This window comes from Caproicibacter fermentans (assembly GCF_009746625.1).
Classification (GTDB): Bacteria; Bacillota; Clostridia; order Oscillospirales; family Acutalibacteraceae; genus Caproicibacter; species Caproicibacter fermentans.
In genome coordinates this window covers 228,375-254,416 of the sequence record NZ_VWXL01000052.1, presented here as the reverse complement: position 1 = coordinate 254,416, position 26,042 = coordinate 228,375, and the positions used below count along the sequence as shown (strand labels likewise).

Here is a 26,042-nt window from a genome sequence, read left to right as displayed (position 1 = left end):
AGGTTCAGATTTCGCGGGTACCTGCGGCAGTCGCGCTCGATCGCCCTCGAAATTTCTTCCGCCGTGTCTTCCGTCATGCCGACTCCTCCTCCGTTTTTCCCGCCGCCAGCACCAGCAGGGAACGCCGCGGCTCCAGCGACTTCCCTCCCGTTTTCGTTTCGTTTTGCACCCGGCACCCGGAGTACGCCGTTTTTCGTGTTTTTCCCCGGATTTCGACCGAAAATTCCCCCAGGCCGGAACAAATTTCCCCGGCTTCCGCCGTAACGCCGAACAGGCTCAGTTCATAACGGGTTTCCCCCTCGGCGATTTGTACCGGAGTCCCTTCCCCCCAGGAGCGGACTTCGCACCCGTCGCGAAGGGTGCGCGTTTCGTAGCCCTTCGCGCGGGCCAGAACGGTTCCGTCGGCCGCAAGCAGCACGATTTCCGAATCCGCCGCGCCGGGAAGTTCCCGCAAGACGGCCCAGTCATATAAAGCCTCGGTCCCAAGCATTGCCGTGCCGGTCCGGCGGACGCTGTAACTTGCTCCGTCCGCTTCCAGCGCGTCCCCTTCGGAAAGGCCGCATCCCGCGGGCCCGGTGAACCGGTAAGAGAGGCCGGAATCCCCGCCGGTCAGGCCGCGGTCCGCCCCGGACTGAATTTCCAGAGGGCGGATCACCGCCCGGACCTGCGTTCCGTTCAGCGTCGCCGGGGACCCGTATTTTAGAAGCATGGCCTCCACGGCCGCGCGGCGGGTCACGGGCGGATTCTCCCGAACAGAAAGCATCCCCCGTCCGTAAGGAAAGGAGCGGCGGCGGCCGCCGCCCCGTTCCACAGCGCCTTTGCGGACGACGGATTCCCGGCCCGCTCCGTGATTTTAACGTCCCCGGCGGCAAACGACCCCGCTCCGACTCCCGCGCGGGCCAGCGTGTACCGATAAAACGCCAGCGCCGCCGCCGCGGCGGTCAGCGCCGACCGGCCGTCCTCTCCGCAGGAATCGCGCTGCGCCCTTCCGATTTCCCCGGCCGCGTCGCCGCAGAGCGTCCGGTATGTTTCAGCGTCCTCCTGCCCGGAAAGCGCCGCGAACCGCGCAAGCACGTCATCGGTCCTGATTTCAATCACCGGTTACGCCCCGTAGGTCAGGACCCTGACCGCGCCGTCGAACAGGCGCGCAAAGCCCGCCGTCACGCTGACTGCCGTGCGCTCCAGCTGGCGGTCGATCAGCCGGTCGGAATCGGTGGTCACGCCGCCCGCCTGCACCATCTCAAGCGCGCAGGTTTTGTCCAGCCCGATGATTTTTCCAGCTTCCATCTGCGGCGCGTGCAGCAGCTTCGCGCCCAGCGGGCTGATGAGCTTTCCGGTTCCCTGAAAGTTCAGGCCGGCGGTCGCGTCCTTGAATTCCGCAACAGAAAGCAGGTCCTTCATCGCCGCCGTCGACGCAAGCATCGTGTTCAGCGTGTAAGGGGAAAGCCCGCTCCACAGGTTGATGAGGTCCCCGTAAACCGGAGTCGATCCCGCGGCGGCCACCGTTTCGGCGGGCTCGTCCCCGCCGTCGCCGCTGAGCAGAACCGCGATCGCGTCGCTCAGCTGGCTGCGCGCGATGGCCGACCCGATCTGCCGGAGCGTCACGGTGAACAGGTCCAGCCTCTGGAACCGCAGCGCCTCATAGCTTGCCACCAGCATCCTGCCGCGCTTGTTCAGCTTCACCAGCTTGTCCTTGACGGTTACGCCGGTCTGCGGCAGCTGCGCCCCTTCCGCCACCGGCTTTAACGACCGGTCGTCCTCGCTGGGGTCGGATGTAATCGTGCGGTAATCCAAAGACTCGATCTGTGTCGTCGCCGCCACAAGGTCGGGCAGCAGATTCGCCTGCTCCATGCCCTGCCTTACCGCGCGGGAGACATACTCCGGGAACAGCGCGGCGGAATCGCCGGTCTGAAAGAACTTTTCAATTTTATCGGAAGAGGGGCCGCCGACCCGGATGTCAAAACGCTTGAGCTGGCGCTGGTACGCGTCCAGCCCCTCCATCGGGGTTCCCGCGTATCCGTCGGAGGGATCCAGTCCCTCCAGCACCTGGGTAAAGGATTTTCCGGGCACGCCGTACATGCCCTTTTCCAAACGGATGGATTCGTATTTCATGGATGCGTCCTCCTTTAAAGAATCACGCCGCAAAGGTTCGCGGCCTCGTCCACATCGGTGACCAGCAGGCTTCTGCCGCCTGTTTCCGCCGTTTTGATTTTCCCGTTTGCCGCCGCGCACAGGGTCTGGTACCCGACCGCCGGCGCCGTCCCGTCATAGGGCAGGCGCACATAGCCGCCGAGCCGGACCGCCGCGAAGCCGCAGCGCTCGTTTTCCGCCACGCCGCAGAACACCTCGCCGTCCGCGCAGGGCCCGACGGTCCCGTTTGCCGTCAGCTTGACCGGCGCGCCCGCCGCAACGCCCTGTTCCGCTTCAAAAGTTACCATGGATTCCCGGAATCCGTTTAACGATACGTTCATAGGAATACTCCTCCTTTATATTTTAAAAGCCGAATCGTCCGCCAAAGTCTCTCTGCCCGCGCCGGAAAGCTGCGGCGTGAGCGGCACCAGGCGCTCCGCGTCCCTGCGGAATGCCGCCGCAAAGCATTTCAGGTCGTCCAGGTTCATTCCGTCCGACGCCCTGCGCAGCGCCTCCGCCGGAATGCCCGGCTTTGAAAGCGCCGCGCACCGCACGAATTCCTTCGTCAGCTCCGCGCGGTAGGCGCGCCCGCAGGCGGCTTCCCGCTCCAGCGCCGAAATTTTCTCTGAAAGCCGCGCGGCTTCCCGTTGTGTGAGCGTTACGGTTTCACCGGAACGCAGGGTCTTCAGAATGTTTTCCGTCCGCTCCGCTCCGGAGTAGCTTTTCACGACGCCCGCCTCCCGCTGGGCGGGCACGGCGACAAACGACCATTCGTAGGCGTCTGTCGGTTCGTCCAGCACCGCGCAGCAGACGGCGCCCCCATAGGATTGCCCGCGCTCGTGGCCGCAGGCTCCGTTTTTCAGGTCAGTGCCGCAGACGCTGCAGGTCACGCTCCGCACGGCGCACCCGACGCTGACCTCCTTTTTAATGCCGCTTTCCAGTTCCGCCATCAGGCCGTCGTTTTTTTCCGTGCGCGGCAGGTACGCGCTCGCTTTCAGCCGCGTGTAGGGCTCGCCCGCCGTCGTGACGCGCTCCGGGTCTCTTTCGACGCGGCAGTCGAAAATCCGCGCCGCCTGGTCCTGCGCCCTGCCGCTGTGGTTGAAGATTCCCGTTTTACCGACGAACAGCTCCGCGAGCTTTTCGAGCGCCGGGACCGTGAACCGTTCGCCGTCCCGGTCAATTTCGTTGTCGCACAGCACGACCGGGAACACATAAAGCTCCTCCGCCGAAAAGGCCCTCCGCGTAAAGCGGTTGATCTTTTTAAGCGCCTCCGCATCCGGAATCGAGCCGATTTCCGGCGCGTTCGCCGCGCCGTCCTGCGCATACGATTTTGTCAGAATAGCAATTCCTCCTTTATTCCTGTTTCATCTGTCCCTGATTCATCCTGATCGTCACTTGATTTGCAAAGCGCCGCGTCGCCCGTCAAAATGCCGTCCCGCTCATTTGCCTGTTCAAAAGAAGCTCCAAGGGACGAGCCTGCTTCTCTCATTTTCAATTCCCTTAAGTCGTGTCCGGCGCAGCCGCGGAAGAACCGGATGGTTCGGGCCGTCCCGACCGGACGGTCTGCTCGATCTGCTCCGCCCTGGCGTTCTGATACCGCGCGGCGGCAAGCTCGGTGGCGTCCTGAAGCGTGATGTCGTCCCAGTCGACGGAAACGTTCTGCGCTTCCCCGTTCAGCCGCAGCCACATTCCGCAGATTTTCAGGATGACGGGATTCAGCATTCTGCGGTACGCTTCCAGCTCGCTGGTCAGAATATCCGCCTGCTGGCTGGACATTCTTTCGGTCGAAGTCCACGTCAGGCCGAGCAGGAACGGCGGGATGCCTAGCTTTGCGACGATCTGCTCCAGAATCTGCCGGACCGGAACCTCACTGTCGGGAATCCGAACGTCCGAACCGATCGCCCTGATGCTCACGTTGCCGACCGCGATAAAATCGCTCACGCTGTCCCCGCGCATTGCGCGGCCCCACTCCGAGGCGATCTGCTCCGCGCGTTCCCTTGAAAACGCGCGGTCCGCCGCGTCGGGATCCGGCTGATAGGTCACCGCGAAGCGCACCGCGCCGAGGCGCTGCCAGTTCACCCCGACGGTGTGAAAAATCTGAACCAGAATGCGGCTGACAAACGGCAGCCCGCGCAGGATCGAAACGCCCTGCGCGCTGCCCGGCGGCGGATTCAGCGCGGAGCAGAACACCAGCTCCGGGTACCGCACCGGCACGCTGCCGCCGTTTTCCCTCCGGCATACCTCAACGGAGAGCGGCGACTTCGCGCGCAGCTCCACATCGTCCAGCGAAGCGTTGTAAAGCGCGCGAAGCCGCCCCCCCTGAACCACCATTTCCCCGACTGCGTTGCCGTAGGTGAGCAGCTGATCCAGGTACGAAGACAAAAAGCTATCGATTCCCCGCCGGTCCGCTCCCACCTGTACGGTCTGCAAAAAGCGGTTCAGCTCCCGTTCCGAATCCCGGTTCGGGCAGGAAACCGTAAAGCCGCCGACCAAACGCAGAATCTTGCAGATTGCCGCGTCGATCAGCGGCACGGCTTCCCGCATCGCGTCGTAAAGGCGGCGCTCCCCGGCGCACAGCGGCACATAGGAGTCCAGCTCCGAAAAATTCGAGCTCCGCTCCGCCGTCTGGACCGCCCGCACCGCGGCGCCCGGCTGTTTCCGTTTAAAAAGCATGTTTTCCCCCCTCTCCCCTCGGCGCCGCGACGGCGAAGCAGCCGCCGTCCGCGCCGGGCAATGATGTGACAAAATAGCGGATCTCGTCCATCGCGTGGTCGTTTTCCTTGAGCGGAACGTCGCCCCTCTTTTTTTCGTCCCATCGGTACAGCCCGAATTCCCGGACCGCGTCCCCGCAGCAGCGGCAGACCTTCACCTTTCCCTGCTTGAGCGCGGCCCCGGTCTTCCGGATTCCGTCCAGGACGGCGTTGTCCGCTTTCCTGGCGCGGTATCTGCCGTGCCGGCGGATCACCTCCAGAAAACTCGCGGCGGAGGGGTCGACCACAACGCGGTCGATGCTCCGCTCTCCGCAAAGGCGCTCCAACGCGGCGTAATGCTCCTCGTCCGTCCGCTGCTCTCCGGTTTTCCGGGAATCGTAATAGGACTCCCGGATGCGGTACCAGATTCCGTCGCGCAGACCCCACAGCCCCATCGAGCAGGGATTGACCGTTCCGTAATCGCACGAAACGGCATAACGCGAAAATCCGCCCTCCGGCACGTCGCAGAACAGCTCCCCCGTCATAAACGGGTATACCAGACCCTGAGCCGCGACCCATTTCCCCAGCACGAACCGTTCGTAGAAAGCGCCGGAGTAAAGCGAGCGGTACCGCGCCAGAATTTGTGGGGAAAGCGACGGGTTGTCCTCCATTGTAAAATGCAGACGCAGCGCGTTTTTCTGCTTCGCCCGCTCAATCCACTCCCGGTAAAACCAGTGGCCGGGGCCCTCCGGATTGCAGGAAAACCAGAATTTGGAGCCCTCCACCGAGCAGCGCGCCAGCGCCTGCTCCACAAAGGAACGCGGCATCAGCGCGACTTCGTCGAAAAACACGCCCGCGAGCGTCATGCCCTGAATCAGCGCCGCGGAGCCCTCGTCCTTCCCGCCGAACAGGTAAAAGCAGTTCCGGCTTTTGCCGTAAGAAATCTCGATCCGGTTCTCCCCGGCGCGGTAAACGCACGAAAATCCGGATTCGGTCAGCGCCGGAAGCAGGGTCGTCACCAGATTTCTCCGCAGCGAACGAATCGTCTTGCCGCACAGCGCGAACGACCTTTTGTCAAACCGGGCGAGCGCCCACATGACAAACGAAAGCCCAAGGCACAGGGTTTTTCCGCTTCTCACCGCGCCGTCGCAGACAACCGCGTCCCGCGCCGCGTGCGGAGACCCCGGGCACCACCAGCTCAGCGCCTGCCTCTGCCGCCGGGAAAAGGCGCTAAGCTCCATTCCCTTTTTCCTCCCACGCCTCCTTCGCGCACTGCTGCAGCGCGCGGTAAAGCGGCGAATCGCCGGCGCCCTGCTCGTTCAGGCTGCGCAGGCAGTCCAGCGCGCGAAGGCGGTCGTAAAACTTGATTTCCAGCGCGCCGTCCTTCAGCCTTCGGATTTCCGCGATATTGCCGAAATCCATTTTTTCCAGCTCCGCGGGCTCCGGCTCATCCCCGAACAGCAGGCGCACCGCATCGTTTACGCTGCCGAACGCGAGCTTTTCATAACCGTTTTTCAGGCTCCGGCTTTTCTTCCCGTTCCGAGTCAATCTCAGGCCCCCTTTCAACTCACCGCGGAACAACCGCAGATTTTTCTCTGAAAAGGGCAAAATAAAAAAATAATCTTGACAATTCTGTTGGTTGATGATACTGTGTATATATGATATATACAGTTTTGAAGGCGCGGTGATATGAACTGGATATTGTTATCAGTAATTCCGATCCACGGCCGATCTACGAACAGATTACCGCACAGATCAAAAGCCAGATTCTTTCGGGAGCGCTTCGCGCGGGGGATCTTCTTCCCTCCATGCGGCTGCTCGCGCGCCAGCTTCACATCAGCGTCATCACGACGCGCCGGGCCTATTCCGACCTGGAAGCGGAGGGATTTCTCGAAACCGTGGCGGGCAAAGGCTGCTTCGTCGCTCAAAAGGACATGAAGCTGGTCAGGGCGGAGCAGTCCCGCCGGGTGGAGGAGCTGCTGGGCCGGGCGGTGGAACTTGCCCGCCAGAGCGGGATTTCCCCCGGGGAGCTGCACGGAGTTTTGGACCGCCTGTACGGCGGAAACGATTAAAGGAGTTTATTTATGGAAACATTGCTGGAGCTTGAGGGCGTCTGCAAAAACTACCCCTCTTTTACGCTGCGGGACGTCGGCTTTACCGTGCCGGAGGGCAGCATCATGGGGCTGATCGGCGAAAACGGCGCGGGAAAGAGCACCACCATCCGTCTGATCTTAAACGAAATCCGGCGCGACGGCGGCAGCATCCGCATTTTCGAGAAGGACAACATCAAAGACGAGGTCTCCGTCAAAGAGCAGATCGGCGTCGTGTTCGACGAAAGCTGTTTTTCGGGCGAATTCCGTGCCAAAGACGTCGACCTGATTTTAAAAAGGGTGTTCAAAGCCTGGGACCGCGATTTATACCGGCGGTATCTCAGGGATTTTTCCCTTCCGCCCGAAAAAAAGATCAAGGAATATTCCAGGGGCATGCGGATGAAGCTCGGCATCGCCGCCGCGCTCGCGCACAGGCCTCGCCTGCTGATTCTGGACGAGGCGACCAGCGGTCTGGACCCCGTCATGCGCAGCGATATCCTCGACCTGCTGCTCGACTTTATTCAGGACGAACACTGCGGGATTCTTTTCTCCTCGCACATCACGTCCGATCTGGAGCGCGTCGCCGATTACGTAACTTTTCTCCACGAGGGGCAAGTCGTGTTCAGCCGGGCGAAAGACGAGCTGGAAGAACATCTGGGGCTTTTGAAATGCGGCGCTTCTCAGCTTGACAAACTGGATTCCTCCGATTTTCTGCGCGTCCGGCGCGGTTCGTTTGAATGCGAGGCGCTGGTAGCCGACCGCGCCGCCGCCAAGCGGAAATATCCGGAGCTGGTCATAGACGCCGCGCCGCTCGACGAAATCATGCTGCTGTATGCAAAGGGGGAAAATTCATGACGGGCCTTATTCTGAAGGATTTGATGTATCTCAGGCGCACGGCAAAAGTTCTGCTGCTTCTTCTGGCGTTTTATTTCGTTCTTTTCGCGGCGGCGGGCGGCGATACGGCCGCCGGAATCTTTTCCGCCGTAACCGTGATGCTGACGGTGCTTCTTTCCGTCAACGCGTTTGCCTACGATGAGGCCGCGAAATGGAGCGTCTATGAGCGAAGCCTTCCCGTTTCGAAAAGCGGCGTCGTTCTTGCCCGTTATTCGCTGGGGATCGTGGTCTCCACCTGCCTGACCCTGATTTCGTTCCTGGCCGAGCTGGTCATTCTGCGCGGCGTTTCGCCCGACAATCTCACGGCGCTCTGGGTTTCCTGGAGCGTGGCGCTGCTGTTCTGCGCCATTTTATTTCCGCTTATGTATAAATACGGCACGCAAAAAGCGCGGATGGTACTGATGATCGTCGTGCTGCTGCCGACTCTCGGCATGATTCTGCTTCAAAAGGCAAACCTGCCCCTGCCGTCCGCGTCGGCCGTTCTGCTTTTGATTCGTTTTCTCCCGCTGGCGGCGGTCGCGGTCGTTCTAATTTCTTTCCAGGTCTCCTGCCGGATTTTCAGGAACAAGGAGGATTAAGGCCGTGGGGAATGCGGGCCGACGGGCCCTTTCCAGGCAGGCCGGCGCGGTCGCCGGCCTGTTTTTCAGAGAATTGAAACTGCTTTGCAACAGATGCCTGTTCCTTCTTCTTTTGCTTTCTGTTTTCTCGGTCTTTTACGCCGTCGCGGGACTGCGGGAAGGTCTGGAGGGCCTGACGCTCTGGACGGTCGTCATTCTTCCCCTGTTTCTTCTGATGAGCTCGTTTGAGGCGGACCAAAAGTCGCGCTGGGACTCTTACCTGTTTTCTCTTCCGGTCTCCCGCCTTTCGCTGATCCTGCCCAAATTTCTGCTGGGGCTGCTGGGGTCCGCCGCCGGCGCCGCGTCGGCGCATCTCGCCGTGCGGATTCGATTCGGTGAGGTGGAACCCGGTCTGCTCCGCTCCGTCGCGGCATCCTTCGAGGCGGCCGTCATCCTTTGCTGCGTGCTGATTCTGGTCGAAAGCCTGTTTGATTTTACCCAGGCGAAAATTCTTTTCATCGTCCTGTCCTTTTTTGCCTATTTTTTTGCCGCGCAGCTCAACAACGCGGAAACATGGAACGATGTCGGCACGGTTCTGTGGTTTCATATTCCCGCGCCTGCTTTTCTGCTTGCCGTCGCAGGCATTCTTTTTCTGTCTGTCCGCGCCGTTTCAAGGCGGGAAGTCGTCGTCTAAGCGTATGATCCGTTCTTTCACACGACATATTCTATTGTTTGACACCTTATGATTTCCAAAGTTCGGCGGCGCCGCGATTGCATAATTTGGAAAGCGGTGGTAAAATAAAAAGCAGGAACGTATAAATCAGTTTCATCAGAGGGAGAAAACGATGGCGGATTATGTGATTGTGACGGACTCTTCCTGCGATTTGCCGAGTGAGCTGGCAAAGGAGCTTGAGTTGGTGGTTCTGCCCCTTTCCTTTCATTTGAACGGAAAGGAGTACCACAATTATCTGGACGAACGCGAGATGCCGATCGGCGAGTTTTACCGCCGTATCCGTGCCGGCGAGCCCTGCACCACCTCCGCCGTGAACGTGGACGCTTATAAAAGCGCCATGGAGCCGCTGCTGCAGCAGGGCGTGGATATTCTGGACATCGCGTTTTCCTCCGGCCTTTCCGCAACCTACAGTTCCGCGAAAATCGCCTGCGAAGAACTCGCGGAGAAATATCCGGGACGAAAGGTCTTTGCCGTGGATACCCTCGCCGCTTCGCTCGGCCAGGGGCTTTTAATCTACCTCGCCGTACAGATGAAGCGCGCGGGCAAAAGCATCGAAGAAGTCCGCGGCTGGGTGGAAGAAAACAAGCTCCGTCTCTGCCACTGGTTCACCGTGGACGACCTGAACCATTTAAAACGCGGGGGACGCATCTCCGGCGCGACGGCGCTGTTCGGCACCATGCTGAATATCAAACCGGTTCTGCACGTTGACGACGAGGGCCATCTGATTCCGATGGGCAAGGTTCGCGGGCGCCGCGCTTCTTTGGACGCGCTGGCGGACCATATGGAACAGTCCGCCGACGATCCCGCGTCCCAGACGGTTTTCATCAGCCACGGCGACTGCCGGGAGGACGCGGAATACCTCGCCGGGGAAATCAAACGACGCATGGGTGTCAAAAATTTTGTCATCGGAAACGTCGGCCCCGTCATCGGGACGCATTCCGGACCCGGAACCATGGCGCTCTTTTTCCTCGGCAGCAAGCGGTAGACCGCAGATTCCTCCAAATCGAATTGCACGAGAAAAGGCCCGAAAAAGCGCCGTCAGACGTTTTTTCGGGCCTTTCTTACTTGTTCCCCGCGTTTTCTTTTCCGTTCGGCAGCTGCTTGTAGCACCAGAACCAGTCCTTGCAGGTCAATCCCAGTTCCTCCGGGTCTTTTTCCCGTTCCAGCAAAGCGCTGTACGTCTGCGGCGGCGGGACCAGCGCAGGCTGACCAGGCTGCCAGTTTGCCGGCGTGACAACCTTGTCGGCGTCGGTCGTCTGCAGCGCGTCCACCAGACGCAGAATTTCCGGAATGCTGCGCCCGTTCGTCAGCGGATAAATCAGAATCGCGCGGATAATTTGATTCGGATCGATAAGAAAGACATTCCGAACCGTTTCCTGCTTGCTCACGTCCGGGGCGACCATTCCGTACAGGCAGGCAACCTCGCCCGTCCGGTCGGCCACCACCGGGAACGGAATCGAGATTCCCGTCGTCCGGGCAATGGAGCGCACCCATGCCAGGTGGGAGGGATTGCTGTCGATGCTCAGGCCCAGCAGCTGAACGTTTCGCTGCTGGAACTTCGGAAAAGCCTGTGCGAAGGCGACAAATTCCGTTGTGCAAACCGGCGTGAAGTCGCCGGGAAATAAAAGCTAAATAATTTTCCGCCACCTGATAAGAGGCGAAAGAGTGTTTTTTAAAATTTATACGTTAAGCCCTTTCCAAACAGCAGGATGAATAATCATTTTCATGTTTCTATCTAATTTTCCTTGATTTCGATAAGAAGATCTAAATCTTGTTTGCCCATTAAAATCTTCAATATTTTCAATAATTCCCACACTATACAAATAAAACGCTAAGTCTTCGGCGGGTAACAAGATTTGTGCAACTGCTTTATATCTAGTATGAAAGTCAGTAAGAGAAAAAGGTTTACTTCCTACAAGTTTCATCATTTCATGCAATGATTCTGTATTTTTTAAAACAGGGTTTATTTCATTAGCAATTTCTTGGTTAAGAAACCAATCTGAATAAGTCTTTTCTGCGTTTTTTATTGTATTAAAGGTAAACAGATCCGTATTTTTCACTTCAAGTTGGATGCATTTACAAAATTTCACTAAATCCCTAGGTCTATGCAGTGTGCGGTTAATAATATATTTAAACAAATCATAGACTTCTTCATTAGTTCGATCATCAGTTAAATGAATACCATTGAGGTCAAAAATCTCATTAAAAGATTGATGAATCCCAAACGAATCAAGCGACGCATGTATTCTTTTATTAATCATTTGAAGCAATTTGGGATTTTCCCAGTCGCTTCTATTAATGATTGCCCAATTAATAAAAACTTTAAAGTCGTCCCACCTAGCGCTTTCAGCATCCCTTTTCGATAACTCCCTATATATATCAGATCTCAAATATATAACGATTTTGGCATTTTCAATGTCACGAGCCCTAAATTCTTGATTGATTCGATACACTACCTTGAATAAACTTATTATAGAATTATAATACTGCTCTAATTTTTGATATTGGTTATAATTATCATCCAACCTATCAAATTGAATAATTAATTTTTTATCGTAAGATCCTGTCATTAAGAAATTAATAATTAGATCAAATAGAGTAGAGTTAATTTGAGTAATATTATTAGAACCATTGCCTAAAGTAATCGATCTTTCATTTTCTCCACCAAACGAAAAACCGTGGAAATTAATTAGGCCATTTTGTTTAACAGTATGTCTTATTATTTCTTTATGTAAATCAACAATATTTCTTCCGATACAAGTATTGACATATTCTTTAATTTCATCAAAATAGCAATTTCCAACAATGTCAAGCTCAGCTATTTTTTGAGCCATCATATTCAGTATAAGATTTTTCCAGATACTTTGATATTGGTTTGGGGTCGAGAAGCTTTCATCATCCAGTTCTAATAATCTATGGAATGGGAATTCACCAAAATCAGCATTTTTGATAATGTGTCCTTGTTCTATAGCCTGTTTTTCTATCATTCTATATATCGAAGATTTACCTGTACCCTTTTTGCCTATAACAAAAAATGCTTTATTGTTAATTATCTTGTCCCAATAATTGTCATCCAAGAAATATTTTTCAAGATGCGGATCTCCATCTCCGTCTATTTCTCCAAAATCAATACGTTTAATGCACTCAATCCGTGCTTTGCTCCCCAATTTCATAACTTTCACTCCACTCATATACAAATATTATTCGTTATTATAATATCATCATATTTCGACAATATCAATATTTTTGATTACTTTTCTAGTATAAAAAAAGAGCTTCTGGAAATCTTCCATTAGCTCTTAAAAGCGATCTTGTTTTTAACTTTTTGTTCCTGTCGCCGCGGCGTCAACAAGCCCCTCACCGACAATATAAGCCACAACGGAGCCGAGCGCCATAATGACGCCGGTGATCTGCGACGTATCGGTCTTGATGCCCAGCAGGGCAATCACCCCCACGACCAGTCCGGCCAGCGCGACCCAGAATTTCCTTGAAGTCAGTTTCTTTTTCCAATCCATAAGTATCCTTCTTTCCGCCGGGCGCTGCCCGGCTTTTTATTTGTGCTGCAGTTCTTCCCGCAGCTCGTCGATTCTTTTATGTGCCTGTTTCGCGGACTGTTCCACGGCGACGACTCGCTCAATAAGGCTTTCGATCCGCGCGCTGTTGGACGTCTCCTGCCGCTCGATGCTCTCCAGCTTGTCATTGACCTGGCGCAGGACTTCGGCGGTTTTACCGTCCTCCCTTGCTTCGGACTGCATTCCCCGAATCAGGGTGACCATCAGTGCGAGGAGGGCAACGGATCCGCTGATTAGGGAAATCCAGTTTTGAATCGTCACCGTCCACTCCTCCTTTTACTTCACGCGAAACACAAACCTTTTCACCGGCCGTTCCCCCGGCGCGGCCGTGTAGATTCCCGTTTCCGTTCCCGGCTGCCCGACGGAGACCAGCGCAAACAGCTGCACGTCTCCGGTTTTCGGGAACGGGACAACGGTTACAACTCCACCGGTACCCGCCGTAACTGTCACCTGCTGCGAGCAGATGGTTTTCACCGTGTAATACTGCCCGTGTTCGCGCGAAAGGTCCATCGTCGTGTCGATCTGAACCGTAGTTTTTGGCGCGCCGAAATCCTGATAGGAGACATTCATGTCCACTTTGCCGGTGATTCCGTCGACAGTTCCATCGCTCGCGTACTGCCAGACGTCGCCGAGCAAAGATCGGTCGGTGTTTTCCGGCGTCGCTTTACTGTACCATGCCAGCCAGATCGGGATCCCCGCCGCGCGGATCCGGTCCGCATCGAGGTATTTCGCGAAATAGTACCAGTTGCGGTTACTGTAAACCATTGGCTGGTACCCTGCGGCTTTCACCTGAGCGCAGAAATCGAGGACCATATCGGTCAGGTGGTCTTTGCCCATGGAGACCAGCTCGTCCGATTCCACATCGACCGCCGCCGGCCATGTCAGGTGATACGGCTTGATCGCCGCCAGAAAATCCCTTGCCTGAGCATTTACATCGCCGGCGCGCAGAAAGTGATACGCTCCGATCGGAAGCCCCGCCGCCAGCGCCGCCTTACTGTTCGCGTGGAAACACGGGTCGACATAATCGACGCCCTCCGTCGCCTTGATGATAACATAGCGGATTCCGGCCGCTTTCACACGCTGAAAATCCGGGTTTCCCTGCCAATGGGAGATATCGATTCCTTTTAACTGCATCCTATGTACCTCCTCACATACCGGTCATTCTGTTGCAAGTTTGTCCTGTTCGGAGCAATCACGCCTCGTACTCTTCGCCGGTAATCGTTTTGTAGTCGTCGGCGGTGATCCAGCCGAGCGGGATCGCTTTTTTCAAATTCTCTTTCGGCAACCGACCGGAGTCGTAAAGCCGTTTCAGTGTCGCGTACATTATGCCACCCCCAGTGTAGATAACGTCATCGCGTCAATCTGTGCCTGCTGTGCCGCCTGCTGCACTTCCAAATAGGTTAACTGTGCCAATGTAACGCAGGCGCGTTCCTCGTCCGCTTCCGCCGCCGTGTCCGTTGACGGTGTCACCATAACCGGCTTCAGTGCCATTTCAGCGCGGATACAGTAGTTGTTGTGGACATAACTTCCGGATTCGTCCGAAATCGTGATCTCAGCGGTTTTGCTGCTGTCTGAGGTTGCGGCGTTCAGCACGTCGAATTGTGCTTTGTCTACCTGAATTTCAATGGCTTTTCGCTGTGTCCCCTGCGCGTAAACGGATTTTTCGTTGGCGGTTAACGGCGTAAAAACCGTGCCGTCCTTAAATTTTATTTGCATATATAAACCTCCTTTAAATTGCAACATTATCTACTGTATATTGATCGATATCTCCAACAATGATTCCCCCCGCTGGGATACTACAAGACAGGTCTGCGTCCTCGTCCATCCTGCCATACAAATAAAAACGCAGTTTTTTCATATTTGTTCGTTGTTGATAATTACTAAAAGACTGTGTACTACCTGTGTCAAGATATGATCCCACATCTTCCGAAACATAAAATATTCCATGGCCAATATCATCATAACCTTGAACATAACGAATAGAACCTGTAACAAATCCATTCATACTCCAATCTACATTTATAATGGTAAGTATGGTATCATTATCACCACCAAGAGGAATCGGATCATCAAAAATTAGATCCGCCGTCACACTTGCGCTGGATTGATAATCACCCCAGTTATGGATTTCCATCGATAATGAGCCGTCTGTGCCCCATGAACCTGATGAATGCGCAGGGGACGCATGTGTCGACGTAATGGTTCCAGTTGCATGAAAGCCTTGGAAAATTTTTCGATTTATCCCCTGATCTGGTGCCCACAGTGATTTCACTTTCCGGCTTATCCCGCCGTCAGGCGCATAAAGCTTTTTGATTTTACGGTTCACTCCGCCGTCCGGACTAAATAAATACGGCATATCAATACCCCGCCCACAGTTTGCCGGGTGACAACGTACCGGATGGTTCTGTACCACCTGATACCATCGTCAACGCGGAGGAAACGGTCTGCGTGTCGGATGATGTTCCGCCGTTTGCCGGGGCGCTCCCGGCGCTGTTAGCATAGTTGACGAATTTATTCGCGTCTGCCGTATTGTCCACGTTGCCAAGGCCGAGGTCTGATTTCGTCACAGTCACGTCCCCCGTCAGCGCGTGACCGTTGATTTTCCGGCTGTTCGGTACTGCCGCCGCAAGCTGGTCCTTCTGCTCCTGCGTCATGTGGGCGACGGTGTCGGCCTTGTGTTCGTCAACCTCCGTTTGAACCTCCGCTTTCGCGTCGTCCACATCTTTCTTTGTCGCGTCGATCTGCGACGGGTCAACAACCACGGTAACGACGCTCGCGTCGGAAACCTCTACATAGATTCTCATGGTCAGGTCGTCGCTGGCACCCGACTCAGGGGAAACTTTTTCCATCAGGGGAACTTTAGCGACGACTAGCAGCACCCCATCCGCACTAAACAGCCCCGCCTCCCGAACCACGAAAGGCCCGGCGTCGGCGGGAATCGAGATCGTCGCGGTCACGCGTTTTGGATTATTTTTGTCCATCAAAACCGTCGGAGTCCCGCTCCAGACTTCGTTCCGTAAAGTGGTCTGGGTTTTTGCGGGCTCATAATACGTGCCGTTTCCGTCGCCGACGGACATTTTCGTAAACGTGACCATCGACCCGCTTTGAATCGCCTTTGCAACCGCGGAATCCCCCGCGTCGGTTGTCATCGTGTAATATTGCATTTTATCCCTCCTCCAGATTGTAAACTTCGACGGTTGCGGACTGCGCTGCTGTGGACGAAATTCGCAGGTCAACCGTGTCCGGCGTTCCTATCGGATATACTTCAACCAATGCTCCGAAGCTCGCGGCCGCCGCAATACATTCCGTCATCCCCTGCGACAAAATCAGGCTCAGCCCGTCCAGCTCGGAACGAAGGTTTTTCCCGGCGTTGATCAGCTCAGCTGCCCGAAGCTGGTCCGCTCCGCCAACTCCGCGCGTGTTGCAATAGATTTCAACTTTAAAATGATACGGTTCTCCGTCGTATTCAAACCACTCCCGAACAATTCCGGCCTCCCCGAAGACACCCTCCACAATTTTCTGCACCGCGTAAGCCGTTCCCTTGAATTTGTGAATCATACTGGAATTCCGGATCATCCGGCGTTTTTCCTCATCGCTTGCAAGCGCGTCGTAGGCGTCCACATGATACCCCCAGGCGATGACGTCGAGGATCGGGCCGGAAAGCTCGTCGATTCTGGAATACAGCAGCACGGATTCAATTGTCCCCGCTAAAGATCGCAGAACCGGCGTCAGCGCGGCGCAAAGGGCTTTTGTCGTCCCGTCCTGCCGCATATATTGGCTTTGCAGCGTCAAGAGGTCCAGATTGCTCAAATCCATCATTACAGCAGCCCTCCATAGGTCACGGACGGAGATTCCTCGGCAACCGCTACCTGCGAATCGCTTAATGCCGTAAACGCCGGCGCTGTCAGGTCAACCCGGTACGCGCCGGCCGCATACAGCGCATTCCGCAGGTCGTCGGGGTTCAGATTGCCGCCGAGCTGTTGTTTCTGCGCGAAAATAAAACTTGCAACGGCATGGTCAACGCCGGTCTTGATCCCGGATTCCTCCGTAGAGCGGGATTTGCTGATATAATAGGTCAGGGCGATCTGGTAAGAGACCGCCTCCGCGCCCGCGACCAGCACCTGATCGGTCAGCGGACGGCGTTTTTGAGAGGAACACGCTTCGAATACCGCATCCTTGATTTTTTGAGAAGGCTCCGCGGCATCCCGCATCAGCAGGTAAACGGTCACCACTCCCGCCGATGTTTTTACCGCTTTGACGTCAACAAGATCCGCGGAAGCAGTTTTGGCCCAGTATTCATAAGCGTCTTTCGATCCCGCCGTGGAGATTGCCTCCCGGCTGAGACGGATCCGTTCCCGGTAACTGTCGTCGTCTTCTTTCTCCGAGCCCCCGGCGCTGGGCGTCACGTTTTCGGCGGAGCCCACATATTCCACCGGGTCAATCAGACTGTTAATCTGCCCGGGGAGAAACCCGTTGTACTTCGTCCCGGCCTCTTCCGCCGTCGCCGTCCCCTGCGCCGAAGTTTCCCCCGCAGGGATGACGGCGTCGGAATCAAGGGTAAAGATCAGCAGCCCGTCCGGCGTAACTCTTGTCCCCGCGGGGACCGTCACGTCAAACGCCAGAGCGGAAGAAAGAGAAAATTTCATCGTTACACTTGCTGCGTGTGCGGCAAGCCTTTCCGTGTCGTTTTCCTTCCCGTATTCATCTAAAACGGTACCGGCGCTGAACTTTAACAGGTTCTGGTTTGCGGTTTCGTTGATTTGACCCGCGATCGCGGCCAGAGGCGTCATGAGTTGCGACAAAAACATATAGTGCTCGTCCCCAGGGTACAGCGTTTCACCCGTGACCGCCTCATACCGTTCCACAGCCGATTGCAGTTCCTTCTGCGCGTCAAACGCCACAAAATCAATCACCCAAAATCACCTCCACCACCGCCGCGCCGGCTGCGTCGAGCCGGCAGGAAACGTCTTTCACCTTTGCGCGCGGTTCATAGGTTGCAATCATCTGCCGCACTTTCACGCGGGCCTCCTCCATCTGGACGTTCGACGGTCTGTCAATCAGGCTGCCGGGGAGCCCCATGGTCCGGTGATACGCAATCTCATAACAATAGGTATGTATCAGATTCCGGACATTCTGGGCAATCCGGTCCTGCCCTTTCAGCGTCCAGTCAATCAGCGGGCCGCCTGACCCGACTCTCGTCATGATTGCATCATCCTTGCCATTTGTACGTTATTTCTTTTTACCTCCGCCTTTTGCGCGGCGGCCGGGGTCTTGTACGCAGCCGGCGTTTTCGCCTCAGTCAGTCCCGGAGCCGAGCTCTTCGTCTTTACCGCCGACGCCGCATCGCTTTTCTGCGCCCCGGGCGAAAGATATTCCTCCCATTCCAGCTTCAGCGTTGCCTTTACCATCGTTGGCGTGTTGTTGATCGGGACAACCGCGTAATCCGACGCGGAACAGCTTGTCAGCAGGAATTGATTCAGGCTGACGGCTTTTCCGCAGAGTAAAAACGGATAGGAAACCGCCGCGTCCTTGATTGCCATCCATCCGTCGATTTCCGCCCGGACGTCAACTCCCGCGGAAGCAAGGAGGATGATCTCCGCGCTGATTTTTATCAGCCCGGGGCCTTTAATTGTGGTCGCCGGTTTCTTCCCGCTTGCGTCTTCCGTCGACGTGTTCAGGTCGCCGGATATTTGCAGATCGTTCGGGGTATTCAACTTCGAAGAAGAAACCTCAAAAGATTTTCCGCCGAAAGAACCAAGAATCACAGGTCATTCCTCCTCAATTCCGATGATCATTCCGTCCGTCAGCGCGTTCCCCGGAAACCAGCAAAGGACGGTGTCCCCAACCTGCGGCAACGTTTTTTCCAGAACCCCGTTTTCTACCTCCAGCCGGACCGCACTGCTGAGCCGAGGAATCGGCGCGGACACGCCGCCTCCCGTGCTGACCCGGTATTTTTCACCGTCTATACTCGATACGCTCGCTAAAAGTTCCATTCTAAAACCTCGTAAAGCACTGATGCAAGGAAAACCGGCTGATTTCCTCCGCAAAACTGTGCTGCGCGGCATCAATCAGATATTTCCCGTCGTTCAGTCCCGTCCCGGAGATTTCGATCACGTTTCCCGCCGAAACGGTCGTGTCAAGCGGGATCGAAATCTCGCCGGTCACGCCCTTTTTATTTGCGTTTCTCAGCAAATTTTTTGCGAACCGCAAGGCTTCTCCGGCACTTGAAACAGGGTAATCCGTAACGCTCAGTTCCGGACCGATTCCGCCGGAGTCAGTATAAACCGCGCCGGTCTTGCCCCAGGAAACGGAACAGCTGCCGTAGGTTTCCCCCGCGGAGTCGCTGAACCGCGGAGACTCCAGAAAATCAGCCGCGTCGATTGTTTTCACTGAGGGCTGACCTTCCAGCCACACGTCGGAAAACAGATACAGCTCGCTATCCTGAATTTTCAGGCTGCAGCCCTCCAGCGCCGCACGCTCCCGCAAAAATCCGAAATCGCCGCGCCCCATCTGATCGACCCGGGAATAAACCTCATTCGGAACGCTTAAAAACTTCACGGTCATTCCATATTCCTTCGCAAGCTGCGCCGCGATTGTGATCAAAGATACCTTTTCCCACGCCCTGGTTTGCTTTGTTTTTCCTCCCGTGGGAATGCTGACCGCGCCGATCTGAATCGTTCCCGTTTCCTGCCGAATCCGGTCGATCCACATACTCCCGGACCGGTATCCGTCATGGATAATGTTCAGCGTGTCCCCTTTTCGGGGCTTCCACCCGCTCCATTGGTTTTCACTGTTGGCGAAAACGGCATCAATTCCGTCGGCCTGATCTCCGCAGCTGTCCGTTACTTTCAGATCGGAGAGCTCCACGTCGGCCGAAATCTCCGTTCCCTCATAAAAAATCTGCGTCATGTGTTCACCTCTTCCAAGGCGGCAGAGTTTCCGGCGCGGCGGTTTCCAGATACGGAATCCTCAGCGCTACCCCCGCGTCAAAAATCACAACTCCGGCATACCGCGGGTTCGCGCGGATAATTTCCTCCGCGCGAAACTCGTCGTTGTACGCGTCAAGCGCCAGCATGTCGAACGTGTCGCCCTCCTGCGTGACATAATCGAAGCCGTCCGTTACTCCTCCCATGCAAGCCGCCTCCTTTCCCCAAAGTAATCGTCCAGAACCCGGCGGACGTTCTGCGCGTCATTGCGAAGAATCTGTTCCTCCGGACGGTTGCTCCCGTGAAAGACCGGCGCATACTTAAAATGAACCACGGTCGTCCTGCTTCCGAAAAAGCGCTTCTGCTGCTTTTGAGCCGCCGCCGGGTTTTCCGGGGCGTCTTTCCCAAGCCCGAGCAGCCTCGCCGTCTGTGCCAAAAGGTTGAGGCTGCGACCGCTGCCCGGCCGGATCGGAATCGCCATTTCAAGGCCCGCCTCGCCAAAGATGGACGGACTGCTCGCCAGGCCTCCGTTCGCGTAAGCCGGCACCGTCGCTGTCGAGGCCGCCGACCCGACGCTCGCGATCTGCTGCTGTGCCTGCCCGCTGATTCCCAGAAACGACCCGATTTTCCCAAAGAAGTCACCGATCGGTTTCGCGACGGCGGAAATAATATCCGCAATCTTTTGGATAATACCCGCTACTAAGCTAAGCGCCGGTCCCAGCACTGCTCCCAAAACCGTCGCAATCGCAATAATCACAGGGCTTAACGCGCTCAGCATTTGCTGAATCGGCGGCAGCAGGGCCTGAACAAACTGCATGATCGGGGGAATCAGCGGCTGCAAGGCCGTCAGCAGCGTCTGCACCACACTGACGATTACAGGCATGATTTGCTGGCCGATGCTGATCAGCGGCGGCAGGATCATCCCCAGCAGGCTTCCGAACAACGGAAGAATCTGCATTACCATCGGCAGAAACGCAACCGCCATGTTCGCAATCTGCCCGACAAAGCCGCCCAGCGCGTTCGTGTCCAGGCTCCCCAGGAATCCGTTGAGCTGCTGCATTCCGGAGCTCAGCGCCGGAATCACTTTTGACATAACCGTTCCGGACACCTGCTGAAGGTTTTCCTGAAACAGCCGCTGCTGGTTCGCGTAGCTGCCGCTGGTCTTTGAAAAATCGCCCTGCGCGTCCGCGGTCGCCTGCATCAGATAGTTATACCGCAGGGTTGCCTGCTGCGCCTGCGACATATCACTGTAATTGGTCTTCATCCCTTTCGACATTGCGTAAGCTTGTAAATTGGCGACGCTCATGTTGATTCCGAGCTCTTTCAGAGGCTCCGTTTCTCCGGATACCCCCGCCCGAATCTTTTCAAACGCTTCGCTGGGGTCAAGGTTGTAAAACGACGCCATATCCCCGGCGAGCGCCGTCATGTTTTTGGACATCGTCAGCGTCTGATCGGCGCCGACGCCCATGCTTTTGTACATCGTTCCAAGGGTGGAGCTGAACTGTTTTGCCTGCAGTGTTGAGATTCCGAAGGATTTCAGCGCCGTTCCGGCAAAACTGTCGATCGCGGACGCGCTCTGTCCGAAGGTCGTGTCCACGACGTTCTGAACCTCCGTCAGGCTGCTCGCGTAATCGAGTCCGGTTTTCGCAAGCGGCGCAATCGCCGCGAGAGAGACCGCGCCTGCCGCGCCGACGCCGATTGCAAGGCCTTTCGCAACCTTCCCGGCCGCTTGAAAGCCTTTACCGACCGCGCCGGCTCCCTTTTGTACGGTGCTGAACACCTTCGCCGCTTTTAATTCGACCTTCCCCAGCTGAGCCTGAAACGCCGGGCTGATTTTTCCCGCTCCGGTAAGAATCCCCTTGTTCATCGCGCTCATTGCCTTGCCGATAACTCCGGATGTTTTCCTGCTCTGCTTGCTGGCCTTCAGCATGGCGGCCTGTAACGACGGGTCGACCTTTCCCGCAAGCGTAATCAGCGCTTTCAGCTCTTTTCCCTTCACGGTTCCTCACCTTCTTTCTCCAGAGCTTTCATCTGTTCCAGCAAATCGCACACATCGTCAAACAACTGCATCAATTCGCCGATCGGCATTCGGTTCAGCGACTTCACGCTGTTTGCGGTGACAACCGTCAGCTGCGCGACGATTCTTCGGATCCCAGGTCCCTGAGCCCGGGGTCCTTGTCGAGCAAAAAATCCCTCACCAGCCCGGTCGCCCTCGACGCATCGGAAGCGGAAAGCCGCATTAAGTCAGAATATTCCACGTTTCCCATCTTTTTCTTCACGGCCCGGACGAACAGCGTCAGCTGGTACTCGTAATCCAGCGCCGGCACACTGACAGGAATCCCCAGATTTTTAAGGTATTTTGAGGCGTAGTGCAGGTCCGCCGCCGTCAGGCCGTCCAGATCGAATTCCAAAGCTCTGACAACCTCTCCGCCGATTTTGATCGGGTGCTTCAGGACAAGGCCGTGTTCGGAATCCTGCAATTCTTCCGGCGGCTGCGCCTCCGCGCCGAGCTCTCCCATCGGGATCACCGTCCGTTCATCGCCAAGGTCGCCCATTCCGGCAATTTCGTTCATTTCTTCGGGTCCATCCGTCTTTTTCATTTTTCCTCCTATCAGCCCAGCGCGGAATTCAGCCCGGCAAGCATATTTTCGCCCCCGACACGGTAAATTCCGGCGATCTGGTCAATCAGCAGCGTTTCCTCCCCGTCCACGACCTCGCGGTACCGGGTCGTCGAATAATCGACGCTTTCGTCCCTTGTTTTGCCGATTTCGCCACTGCCGTTCGCAACCTTGATCGGGTTGCCCCGAACGTAAATCCGCGTTCCGGCGACATACAGGGTTCCATCGCTCGCCCTGAAATTCGCGCCCAGCCGGATTTCCAGATTCACCACAGAAGCCAGCAGGTATTTTTTGTCCTTTCCCGCCGCGCGAAGGGAAACCGTCGTCGTCATTGCCCCGAACTGTCCCGGCGTCGGCATTGCGATACTGCCCAGAATTCCCGCGCCGGAGATTTCCTCGCTCGAAAGCTCGATTTCCGGAAACGAAATACTGGTCACGTTAGACAGCTCCGACCCGTTGGCAAAAACTTTTATCCCACCGGTCGCGCCGATTATGAGCTTACGCATCAGCAACACCTCCAAACAGGGAACTCAGGCCGCTCGCGCTCCAGCGAACCTGATTCGTCAGGCTCTTCCCCGGAATCGGATTCGTGAATTCCGTTGAAAATACAAAATTGCCCTCTACAAGATCGCTCTGCGGGTTTTCGCTCTCCTCAAACAAAATCGTTCCGGTCAGCAGAGCGCCGTCCTGAATCAATCCGTCCATCCACGCCTGAAAATCGTTTAAAATCGCGTCTTTCCGCCCTCTGGTCATCGGCTTGTCGACATCGGCTCCGTACTGCCGCTGAAAATTGTTTTCAATATAGCGCATCATTCTCACATTGACGTCAAAAACATCCCTCGCATCCATTTCGGTTCCGTACACATATTTCATCGTGTGCGGCCCCCACATGCGCCATTCGCCCTCCCAGTAGGTCATTGTATCAATTCCCGCGGCGTTGAGCAGGTTCGCCGCGGTCTGGTCAAATTGAACGGCGGTACCGTCGCTGAAACACATCCCGTCAATGTCAATCTGCTTGTTGCTCGGGGTTTCATCGGGAATATTCCCGTTCTGGGAATCGACCCACTGCATCGTCACCGTGTTCAGCGTGCTCGCGTGAAACAGCCGTCCGGACTTTTGAGCCATCGGCCACAGAATCGCTCCCGCGCCGGTAATGGATTCCAGCGCTTTTTTCGCTGCAATCGCGGCGGAAATTTTAGCGGAAACCGACTCCGAGGTCTGCCCCGGCGAGGCGTCAAGGTCCGCGTTCAGCCACGCGTACCAGTGGCCGTTAATCCGGTCCAGCATTCCTGTTAGCGCCGCAAGGACGTTCGCGCGGGTACTCCAGCCGGGCGAACAGAGAATCGTCGGGACGATCGAAAGATGATAGTAGACCAGGGGAACCCCCGCGTTAATCGCCGCGACGACGTCCGTCTCCGTAACCGCCGACGGGTCAGCCTCGTAATAGGAAACCTCCGCGCTTTCCATGCTGCCGGTCAGATCCGTTAAAATCACGCTCAATCCGTCGTCGGAATATTCCGCGCTGTAATCAGTCCCAAAAACTTTATTTGCGATTGTAATGGTTTTCAGGATCACGTCCGGATTTCTGATCACCGCGGTCTTGCGCGTAAAGCTGACCGTTGCGGTCTTTTGCTCTTCATTTTTGTGATTGTCGGGGTTCATTGCGTTAATGACAATGATCGGTCCGACGCTGTTTACAGAATTCCGGAAATGCGCGTACACCGCTTCGCACAGATCGTAATTGTTCCAGTTTTCGCTGTACCCGATTTTGCACATCGCATCCAGCCAGGAGGTAATCCGGATTGGGACATTCTGCGTTCCGGAATAGTCCGCCAGCTGGTGGACCGGAGCCCGCCCGATATAAACCGGGACGGTTCCGGCGGCGGAAGGGGACGTATAGTCCCGGCTTGCCTGCTGGTCGGCGTAGGCCCCGTGCCTGTAATCACTCATTTTCATTCACTTCCTTATCTCAGTACATCGGCGTATTTTGTCACGGGATACGGTTCGCCGGAAACCGTAAACGTCAGGAATCCGTACCAGTAAGGCCACGGCTGTTCTTCGTAGGGAGTCAGCTTCACCCCGCCCTCCAGCGAAAAACACCCGGCGGCTCCATCCTCCTTCATAACCCATTCACGAACGCGGTCAAGAAGATTGATCAGCGTCAGATACCCGTCAAAGTTCGGAACCAGGGAAGCAGGCCCGTCCTGCGTTCCGGGATCATAAACAATCGCCGTGATCTGCAGGGTAATGCGGGTTTCCTCCGCGTCGCTGTCCGACTCCGCAGCACCGATCACAAGGCACGGAACCCGCAGCCCCGCCGCCGGGTCGACAACGCCATTCGGCGGAACCAGCCCGATATGTACAGCAGGAGCGGCTAAAACATAATTGCCGATTTTATTGTCTTTCTGCGACTGTTTCAGTTGCATGCCGTCCGCTGCGATATGGTCGCTCAACCACTTTTGAATCAGCTTCAGCGAAGAAGCGGTCTGAGGCGAAGCGTTCATTTTCAGCATCATTTCTCCTCCATCAGATTCGTCCCCAAATTCCCGAATTCCCGGTCAAGCTCATGGGTCAGGCGCTTAAAAACAGTCTGGTTCACCCGATTCACAATTTCCGGCCCGACGTTTTCATTGGTGACCATCTGCGGAACGGACAGGGTGCGAATTACATGAAGTTTTTCCCGCCCGTTCTTTTTCTCTCCGCTTCGGAAAGCAAACAGATAGCGACCGCCGCCGTCATTGTTTTTTTTCACCGGCATCAGAAAAACCGGTTTCAGCTTTCCCTGCCGCATCACCGGACCGACGCTGAGCATTCCGTTGTTTTTGAAAATCATCGCTTTCGCGGTATAGGCCCGGCGTTTTTTGCCCTTCGCCGCTTTCCGGGGAACCGTCGGCGTATGCCGAAATCTTGTGATCGTCAAGGGCCGCCCCACAACCTCCACAGAAACACTTCCGGTGCCGGACGCGCCCATTACGGTCTTAACCTTGCGTTTTTTGCCGTTCAGCGCATCGCGAATTTCTTTCTGAGGCGCTCCGTAGACCTTTGGAATCTGACGTCCGGTTTCGACCCGCACCGTGTCCGCCGCGCGGAGCAGCACCCGGTTCATGATTTTTCCGCCTTCGGAGGGGAACCCCTCCAGCAGCTTCGCGACTTTGTCAAGCTGTCCGGTATTCGCGTAGATTTCGGAATTGCCCATCAAAATCCCCCCTGTCCTGCGGTCAGAGTCACCTGAGATATCCCGTCTTCCTCGACGACCGGGCCGACGCGGTACGGGACCCCGTCCCACTGAATCAGCGCGTTTTGCACAGCGCCGGAAAGGTCTGCGGTTTTTGCGTAGAACAGCAGGTCGCCGTCGTATGCTCCTCCGGGCGCTTTCAGGCTGTTCCGCTGGCCTCCGTCCCCGTCGACGATCGCGGAAATTTCGCGCTCCGTCCCGCCTATGGTCAGTGTGTGGGGCTCCGCCATCTCGTCAAGGTCAAAAAACAGGTCAAGGTCACCGGCAATCTGGTCCTTCAGGCTCATTTTGCCTGCACTCCGGAACGGCCGAGATTCAGGTCAGGAGCGGCGGCAGTTTCACCGGAAGTCTCCGTTTCGGCCGCCGTCCCGGCTTGGGATGTTTCAGCCGATTTTGCTATCTCTTTTTTTTCGAGTTCCGCTTCAGCTTCTTTCACCGCTTGTTCAAACTCCAAATTCTCCATTGCCGGCTCCCGCCGCGCGTTTCCGGCTGCAATCAGCTTTTTTTCCAGAGCCTCCGGCGCTGCCGTAACCCTGCCGGCCGGGATCATCCGGCCCCCGATCATCGCCGGCACCAATAATTTGATCATCATACTCC

37 protein-coding genes and 1 pseudogene are annotated in these 26,042 nt (G+C 56.1%); 5 read left to right on the top strand and 33 right to left on the bottom strand.

Going from position 1 to position 26,042, the window contains the following annotated elements:
* Window positions 1–73: 73 nt before the first annotated feature.
* From CAFE_RS09150 to CAFE_RS09110, 9 genes are all read right to left on the bottom strand, one after another.
* Window positions 74–763 (bottom strand): hypothetical protein, encoded by a 690-nt coding sequence (locus CAFE_RS09150; RefSeq protein ID WP_139104077.1) that lies wholly within the window; start codon window positions 761–763, stop codon window positions 74–76.
* Window positions 733–1,098, bottom strand: a complete 366-nt coding sequence (locus CAFE_RS09145; protein WP_156990442.1) for a hypothetical protein — start codon at window positions 1,096–1,098, stop codon at window positions 733–735. Before CAFE_RS09145 ends, CAFE_RS09150 begins: the two co-directional genes overlap by 31 nt.
* A gap of 3 nt (window positions 1,099–1,101) precedes the next feature.
* Window positions 1,102–2,112, bottom strand: a complete 1,011-nt coding sequence (locus CAFE_RS09140; protein ID WP_066645775.1) for a phage major capsid protein — start codon at window positions 2,110–2,112, stop codon at window positions 1,102–1,104.
* A gap of 14 nt (window positions 2,113–2,126) precedes the next feature.
* Window positions 2,127–2,471 (bottom strand): hypothetical protein, encoded by a 345-nt coding sequence (locus CAFE_RS09135; protein ID WP_066645773.1) that lies wholly within the window; start codon window positions 2,469–2,471, stop codon window positions 2,127–2,129.
* Between the two features lie 15 nt (window positions 2,472–2,486).
* Window positions 2,487–3,341: a hypothetical protein gene (locus CAFE_RS09130; protein WP_330593905.1), complete on the bottom strand. Its 855-nt coding sequence runs from the start codon at window positions 3,339–3,341 to the stop codon at window positions 2,487–2,489.
* 122 nt (window positions 3,342–3,463) lie between these two features.
* A complete protein-coding gene (locus CAFE_RS09125; protein WP_156990441.1) occupies window positions 3,464–3,619 on the bottom strand; it encodes a hypothetical protein in 156 nt (51 codons plus the stop codon).
* 11 nt (window positions 3,620–3,630) lie between these two features.
* Window positions 3,631–4,803, bottom strand: a complete 1,173-nt coding sequence (locus CAFE_RS09120; RefSeq protein WP_156990440.1) for a serine/threonine protein phosphatase — start codon at window positions 4,801–4,803, stop codon at window positions 3,631–3,633.
* Window positions 4,793–6,061, bottom strand: coding sequence for a PBSX family phage terminase large subunit (locus CAFE_RS09115; protein WP_156990439.1), 1,269 nt, complete (start codon window positions 6,059–6,061; stop codon window positions 4,793–4,795). The genes CAFE_RS09120 and CAFE_RS09115 overlap by 11 nt, the downstream gene beginning before the upstream one ends.
* A complete protein-coding gene (locus tag CAFE_RS09110) occupies window positions 6,051–6,368 on the bottom strand; it encodes an RNA-binding protein (RefSeq protein WP_066645765.1) in 318 nt (105 codons plus the stop codon). The genes CAFE_RS09115 and CAFE_RS09110 overlap by 11 nt, the downstream gene beginning before the upstream one ends.
* A 146-nt stretch (window positions 6,369–6,514) precedes the next feature.
* Here CAFE_RS09110 and CAFE_RS09105 point away from each other — a divergent pair, with 146 nt between their 5' ends.
* From CAFE_RS09105 to CAFE_RS09085, 5 genes are all read left to right on the top strand, one after another.
* Window positions 6,515–6,892 carry a GntR family transcriptional regulator gene (locus CAFE_RS09105; protein WP_066645763.1) on the top strand — a complete coding sequence of 126 codons (378 nt, stop codon included), beginning with the start codon at window positions 6,515–6,517 and terminating at the stop codon, window positions 6,890–6,892.
* Window positions 6,893–6,904: 12 nt separating this feature from the next.
* Window positions 6,905–7,765 (top strand): ABC transporter ATP-binding protein, encoded by an 861-nt coding sequence (locus tag CAFE_RS09100; RefSeq protein WP_156990438.1) that lies wholly within the window; start codon window positions 6,905–6,907, stop codon window positions 7,763–7,765.
* Window positions 7,762–8,382, top strand: a complete 621-nt coding sequence (locus CAFE_RS09095) for an ABC-2 transporter permease (protein WP_166525105.1) — start codon at window positions 7,762–7,764, stop codon at window positions 8,380–8,382. Before CAFE_RS09100 ends, CAFE_RS09095 begins: the two co-directional genes overlap by 4 nt.
* 4 nt (window positions 8,383–8,386) lie before the next feature.
* Window positions 8,387–9,055: an ABC-2 transporter permease gene (locus CAFE_RS09090; RefSeq protein WP_156990436.1), complete on the top strand. Its 669-nt coding sequence runs from the start codon at window positions 8,387–8,389 to the stop codon at window positions 9,053–9,055.
* A gap of 151 nt (window positions 9,056–9,206) precedes the next feature.
* The gene (locus tag CAFE_RS09085) at window positions 9,207–10,079 is read left to right on the top strand and encodes a DegV family protein (RefSeq protein ID WP_156990435.1); all 873 of its coding nucleotides are present in this window, start codon (window positions 9,207–9,209) and stop codon (window positions 10,077–10,079) included.
* A 76-nt stretch (window positions 10,080–10,155) separates the two neighbouring features.
* Here the strand turns inward: CAFE_RS09085 and CAFE_RS09080 are convergent.
* From CAFE_RS09080 to CAFE_RS08965, 24 genes and pseudogenes are all read right to left on the bottom strand, one after another.
* Window positions 10,156–10,659 (bottom strand): annotated as a pseudogene (locus CAFE_RS09080) (redoxin domain-containing protein); the annotation flags it as partial.
* A gap of 114 nt (window positions 10,660–10,773) precedes the next feature.
* On the bottom strand, window positions 10,774–12,267 hold the full coding sequence (locus tag CAFE_RS09075; RefSeq protein WP_156990434.1) for a P-loop ATPase, Sll1717 family: 1,494 nt from the start codon (window positions 12,265–12,267) through the stop codon (window positions 10,774–10,776).
* A 144-nt stretch (window positions 12,268–12,411) separates the two neighbouring features.
* Window positions 12,412–12,609, bottom strand: a complete 198-nt coding sequence (locus CAFE_RS09070) for a phage holin family protein (protein WP_156990433.1) — start codon at window positions 12,607–12,609, stop codon at window positions 12,412–12,414.
* A gap of 36 nt (window positions 12,610–12,645) precedes the next feature.
* A complete protein-coding gene (locus CAFE_RS09065; RefSeq protein WP_156990432.1) occupies window positions 12,646–12,927 on the bottom strand; it encodes a hypothetical protein in 282 nt (93 codons plus the stop codon).
* Window positions 12,928–12,942: 15 nt separating this feature from the next.
* Window positions 12,943–13,800, bottom strand: a complete 858-nt coding sequence (locus tag CAFE_RS09060; protein ID WP_156990431.1) for a glycoside hydrolase family 25 protein — start codon at window positions 13,798–13,800, stop codon at window positions 12,943–12,945.
* Window positions 13,801–13,858: 58 nt separating this feature from the next.
* Window positions 13,859–13,990: an XkdX family protein gene (locus CAFE_RS09055; RefSeq protein WP_156990430.1), complete on the bottom strand. Its 132-nt coding sequence runs from the start codon at window positions 13,988–13,990 to the stop codon at window positions 13,859–13,861.
* Window positions 13,990–14,382, bottom strand: a complete 393-nt coding sequence (locus CAFE_RS09050) for a hypothetical protein (protein ID WP_156990429.1) — start codon at window positions 14,380–14,382, stop codon at window positions 13,990–13,992. Before CAFE_RS09050 ends, CAFE_RS09055 begins: the two co-directional genes overlap by 1 nt.
* Window positions 14,383–14,395: 13 nt before the next feature.
* Window positions 14,396–15,022, bottom strand: coding sequence for a hypothetical protein (locus CAFE_RS09045; RefSeq protein ID WP_156990428.1), 627 nt, complete (start codon window positions 15,020–15,022; stop codon window positions 14,396–14,398).
* A 1-nt stretch (window position 15,023) separates the two neighbouring features.
* Window positions 15,024–15,830 (bottom strand): phage tail protein, encoded by an 807-nt coding sequence (locus CAFE_RS09040; protein ID WP_156990427.1) that lies wholly within the window; start codon window positions 15,828–15,830, stop codon window positions 15,024–15,026.
* A 1-nt stretch (window position 15,831) separates the two neighbouring features.
* Complete coding sequence (locus CAFE_RS09035; protein WP_156990426.1) at window positions 15,832–16,485, bottom strand: phage tail protein I; 654 nt, start codon at window positions 16,483–16,485, stop codon at window positions 15,832–15,834.
* Complete coding sequence (locus CAFE_RS09030) at window positions 16,485–17,579, bottom strand: baseplate J/gp47 family protein (protein ID WP_156990425.1); 1,095 nt, start codon at window positions 17,577–17,579, stop codon at window positions 16,485–16,487. The genes CAFE_RS09035 and CAFE_RS09030 overlap by 1 nt, the downstream gene beginning before the upstream one ends.
* Window positions 17,572–17,868 carry a GPW/gp25 family protein gene (locus tag CAFE_RS09025; RefSeq protein ID WP_156990424.1) on the bottom strand — a complete coding sequence of 99 codons (297 nt, stop codon included), beginning with the start codon at window positions 17,866–17,868 and terminating at the stop codon, window positions 17,572–17,574. The genes CAFE_RS09030 and CAFE_RS09025 overlap by 8 nt, the downstream gene beginning before the upstream one ends.
* Window positions 17,865–18,431: a hypothetical protein gene (locus tag CAFE_RS09020; protein WP_156990423.1), complete on the bottom strand. Its 567-nt coding sequence runs from the start codon at window positions 18,429–18,431 to the stop codon at window positions 17,865–17,867. Before CAFE_RS09020 ends, CAFE_RS09025 begins: the two co-directional genes overlap by 4 nt.
* A 3-nt stretch (window positions 18,432–18,434) precedes the next feature.
* Window positions 18,435–18,659, bottom strand: a complete 225-nt coding sequence (locus tag CAFE_RS09015) for a hypothetical protein (protein ID WP_156990422.1) — start codon at window positions 18,657–18,659, stop codon at window positions 18,435–18,437.
* 1 nt (window position 18,660) lies between these two features.
* Window positions 18,661–19,575: a phage late control D family protein gene (locus tag CAFE_RS09010; RefSeq protein WP_156990421.1), complete on the bottom strand. Its 915-nt coding sequence runs from the start codon at window positions 19,573–19,575 to the stop codon at window positions 18,661–18,663.
* Window positions 19,576–19,579: 4 nt separating this feature from the next.
* The gene (locus CAFE_RS09005) at window positions 19,580–19,798 is read right to left on the bottom strand and encodes a tail protein X (RefSeq protein WP_156990420.1); all 219 of its coding nucleotides are present in this window, start codon (window positions 19,796–19,798) and stop codon (window positions 19,580–19,582) included.
* Complete coding sequence (locus CAFE_RS09000) at window positions 19,786–21,591, bottom strand: phage tail tape measure protein (protein ID WP_156990419.1); 1,806 nt, start codon at window positions 21,589–21,591, stop codon at window positions 19,786–19,788. Before CAFE_RS09000 ends, CAFE_RS09005 begins: the two co-directional genes overlap by 13 nt.
* Before the next feature lie 127 nt (window positions 21,592–21,718).
* Window positions 21,719–22,192 (bottom strand): hypothetical protein, encoded by a 474-nt coding sequence (locus CAFE_RS08995; protein ID WP_156990418.1) that lies wholly within the window; start codon window positions 22,190–22,192, stop codon window positions 21,719–21,721.
* Window positions 22,193–22,203: 11 nt separating this feature from the next.
* Window positions 22,204–22,716 (bottom strand): phage major tail tube protein, encoded by a 513-nt coding sequence (locus tag CAFE_RS08990; RefSeq protein ID WP_156990417.1) that lies wholly within the window; start codon window positions 22,714–22,716, stop codon window positions 22,204–22,206.
* A complete protein-coding gene (locus tag CAFE_RS08985) occupies window positions 22,709–24,160 on the bottom strand; it encodes a phage tail sheath protein (protein WP_156990416.1) in 1,452 nt (483 codons plus the stop codon). Before CAFE_RS08985 ends, CAFE_RS08990 begins: the two co-directional genes overlap by 8 nt.
* Before the next feature lie 14 nt (window positions 24,161–24,174).
* On the bottom strand, window positions 24,175–24,726 hold the full coding sequence (locus tag CAFE_RS08980; protein WP_156990415.1) for a hypothetical protein: 552 nt from the start codon (window positions 24,724–24,726) through the stop codon (window positions 24,175–24,177).
* Entirely contained in the window at window positions 24,723–25,406 is a 684-nt protein-coding gene (locus CAFE_RS08975; protein WP_156990414.1) for a hypothetical protein, read from the bottom strand. The genes CAFE_RS08980 and CAFE_RS08975 overlap by 4 nt, the downstream gene beginning before the upstream one ends.
* Window positions 25,406–25,732 carry a hypothetical protein gene (locus CAFE_RS08970; RefSeq protein WP_156990413.1) on the bottom strand — a complete coding sequence of 109 codons (327 nt, stop codon included), beginning with the start codon at window positions 25,730–25,732 and terminating at the stop codon, window positions 25,406–25,408. The genes CAFE_RS08975 and CAFE_RS08970 overlap by 1 nt, the downstream gene beginning before the upstream one ends.
* Complete coding sequence (locus CAFE_RS08965) at window positions 25,729–26,037, bottom strand: hypothetical protein (RefSeq protein ID WP_166525104.1); 309 nt, start codon at window positions 26,035–26,037, stop codon at window positions 25,729–25,731. The genes CAFE_RS08970 and CAFE_RS08965 overlap by 4 nt, the downstream gene beginning before the upstream one ends.
* Between the last annotated feature and the right edge of the window lie 5 nt (window positions 26,038–26,042).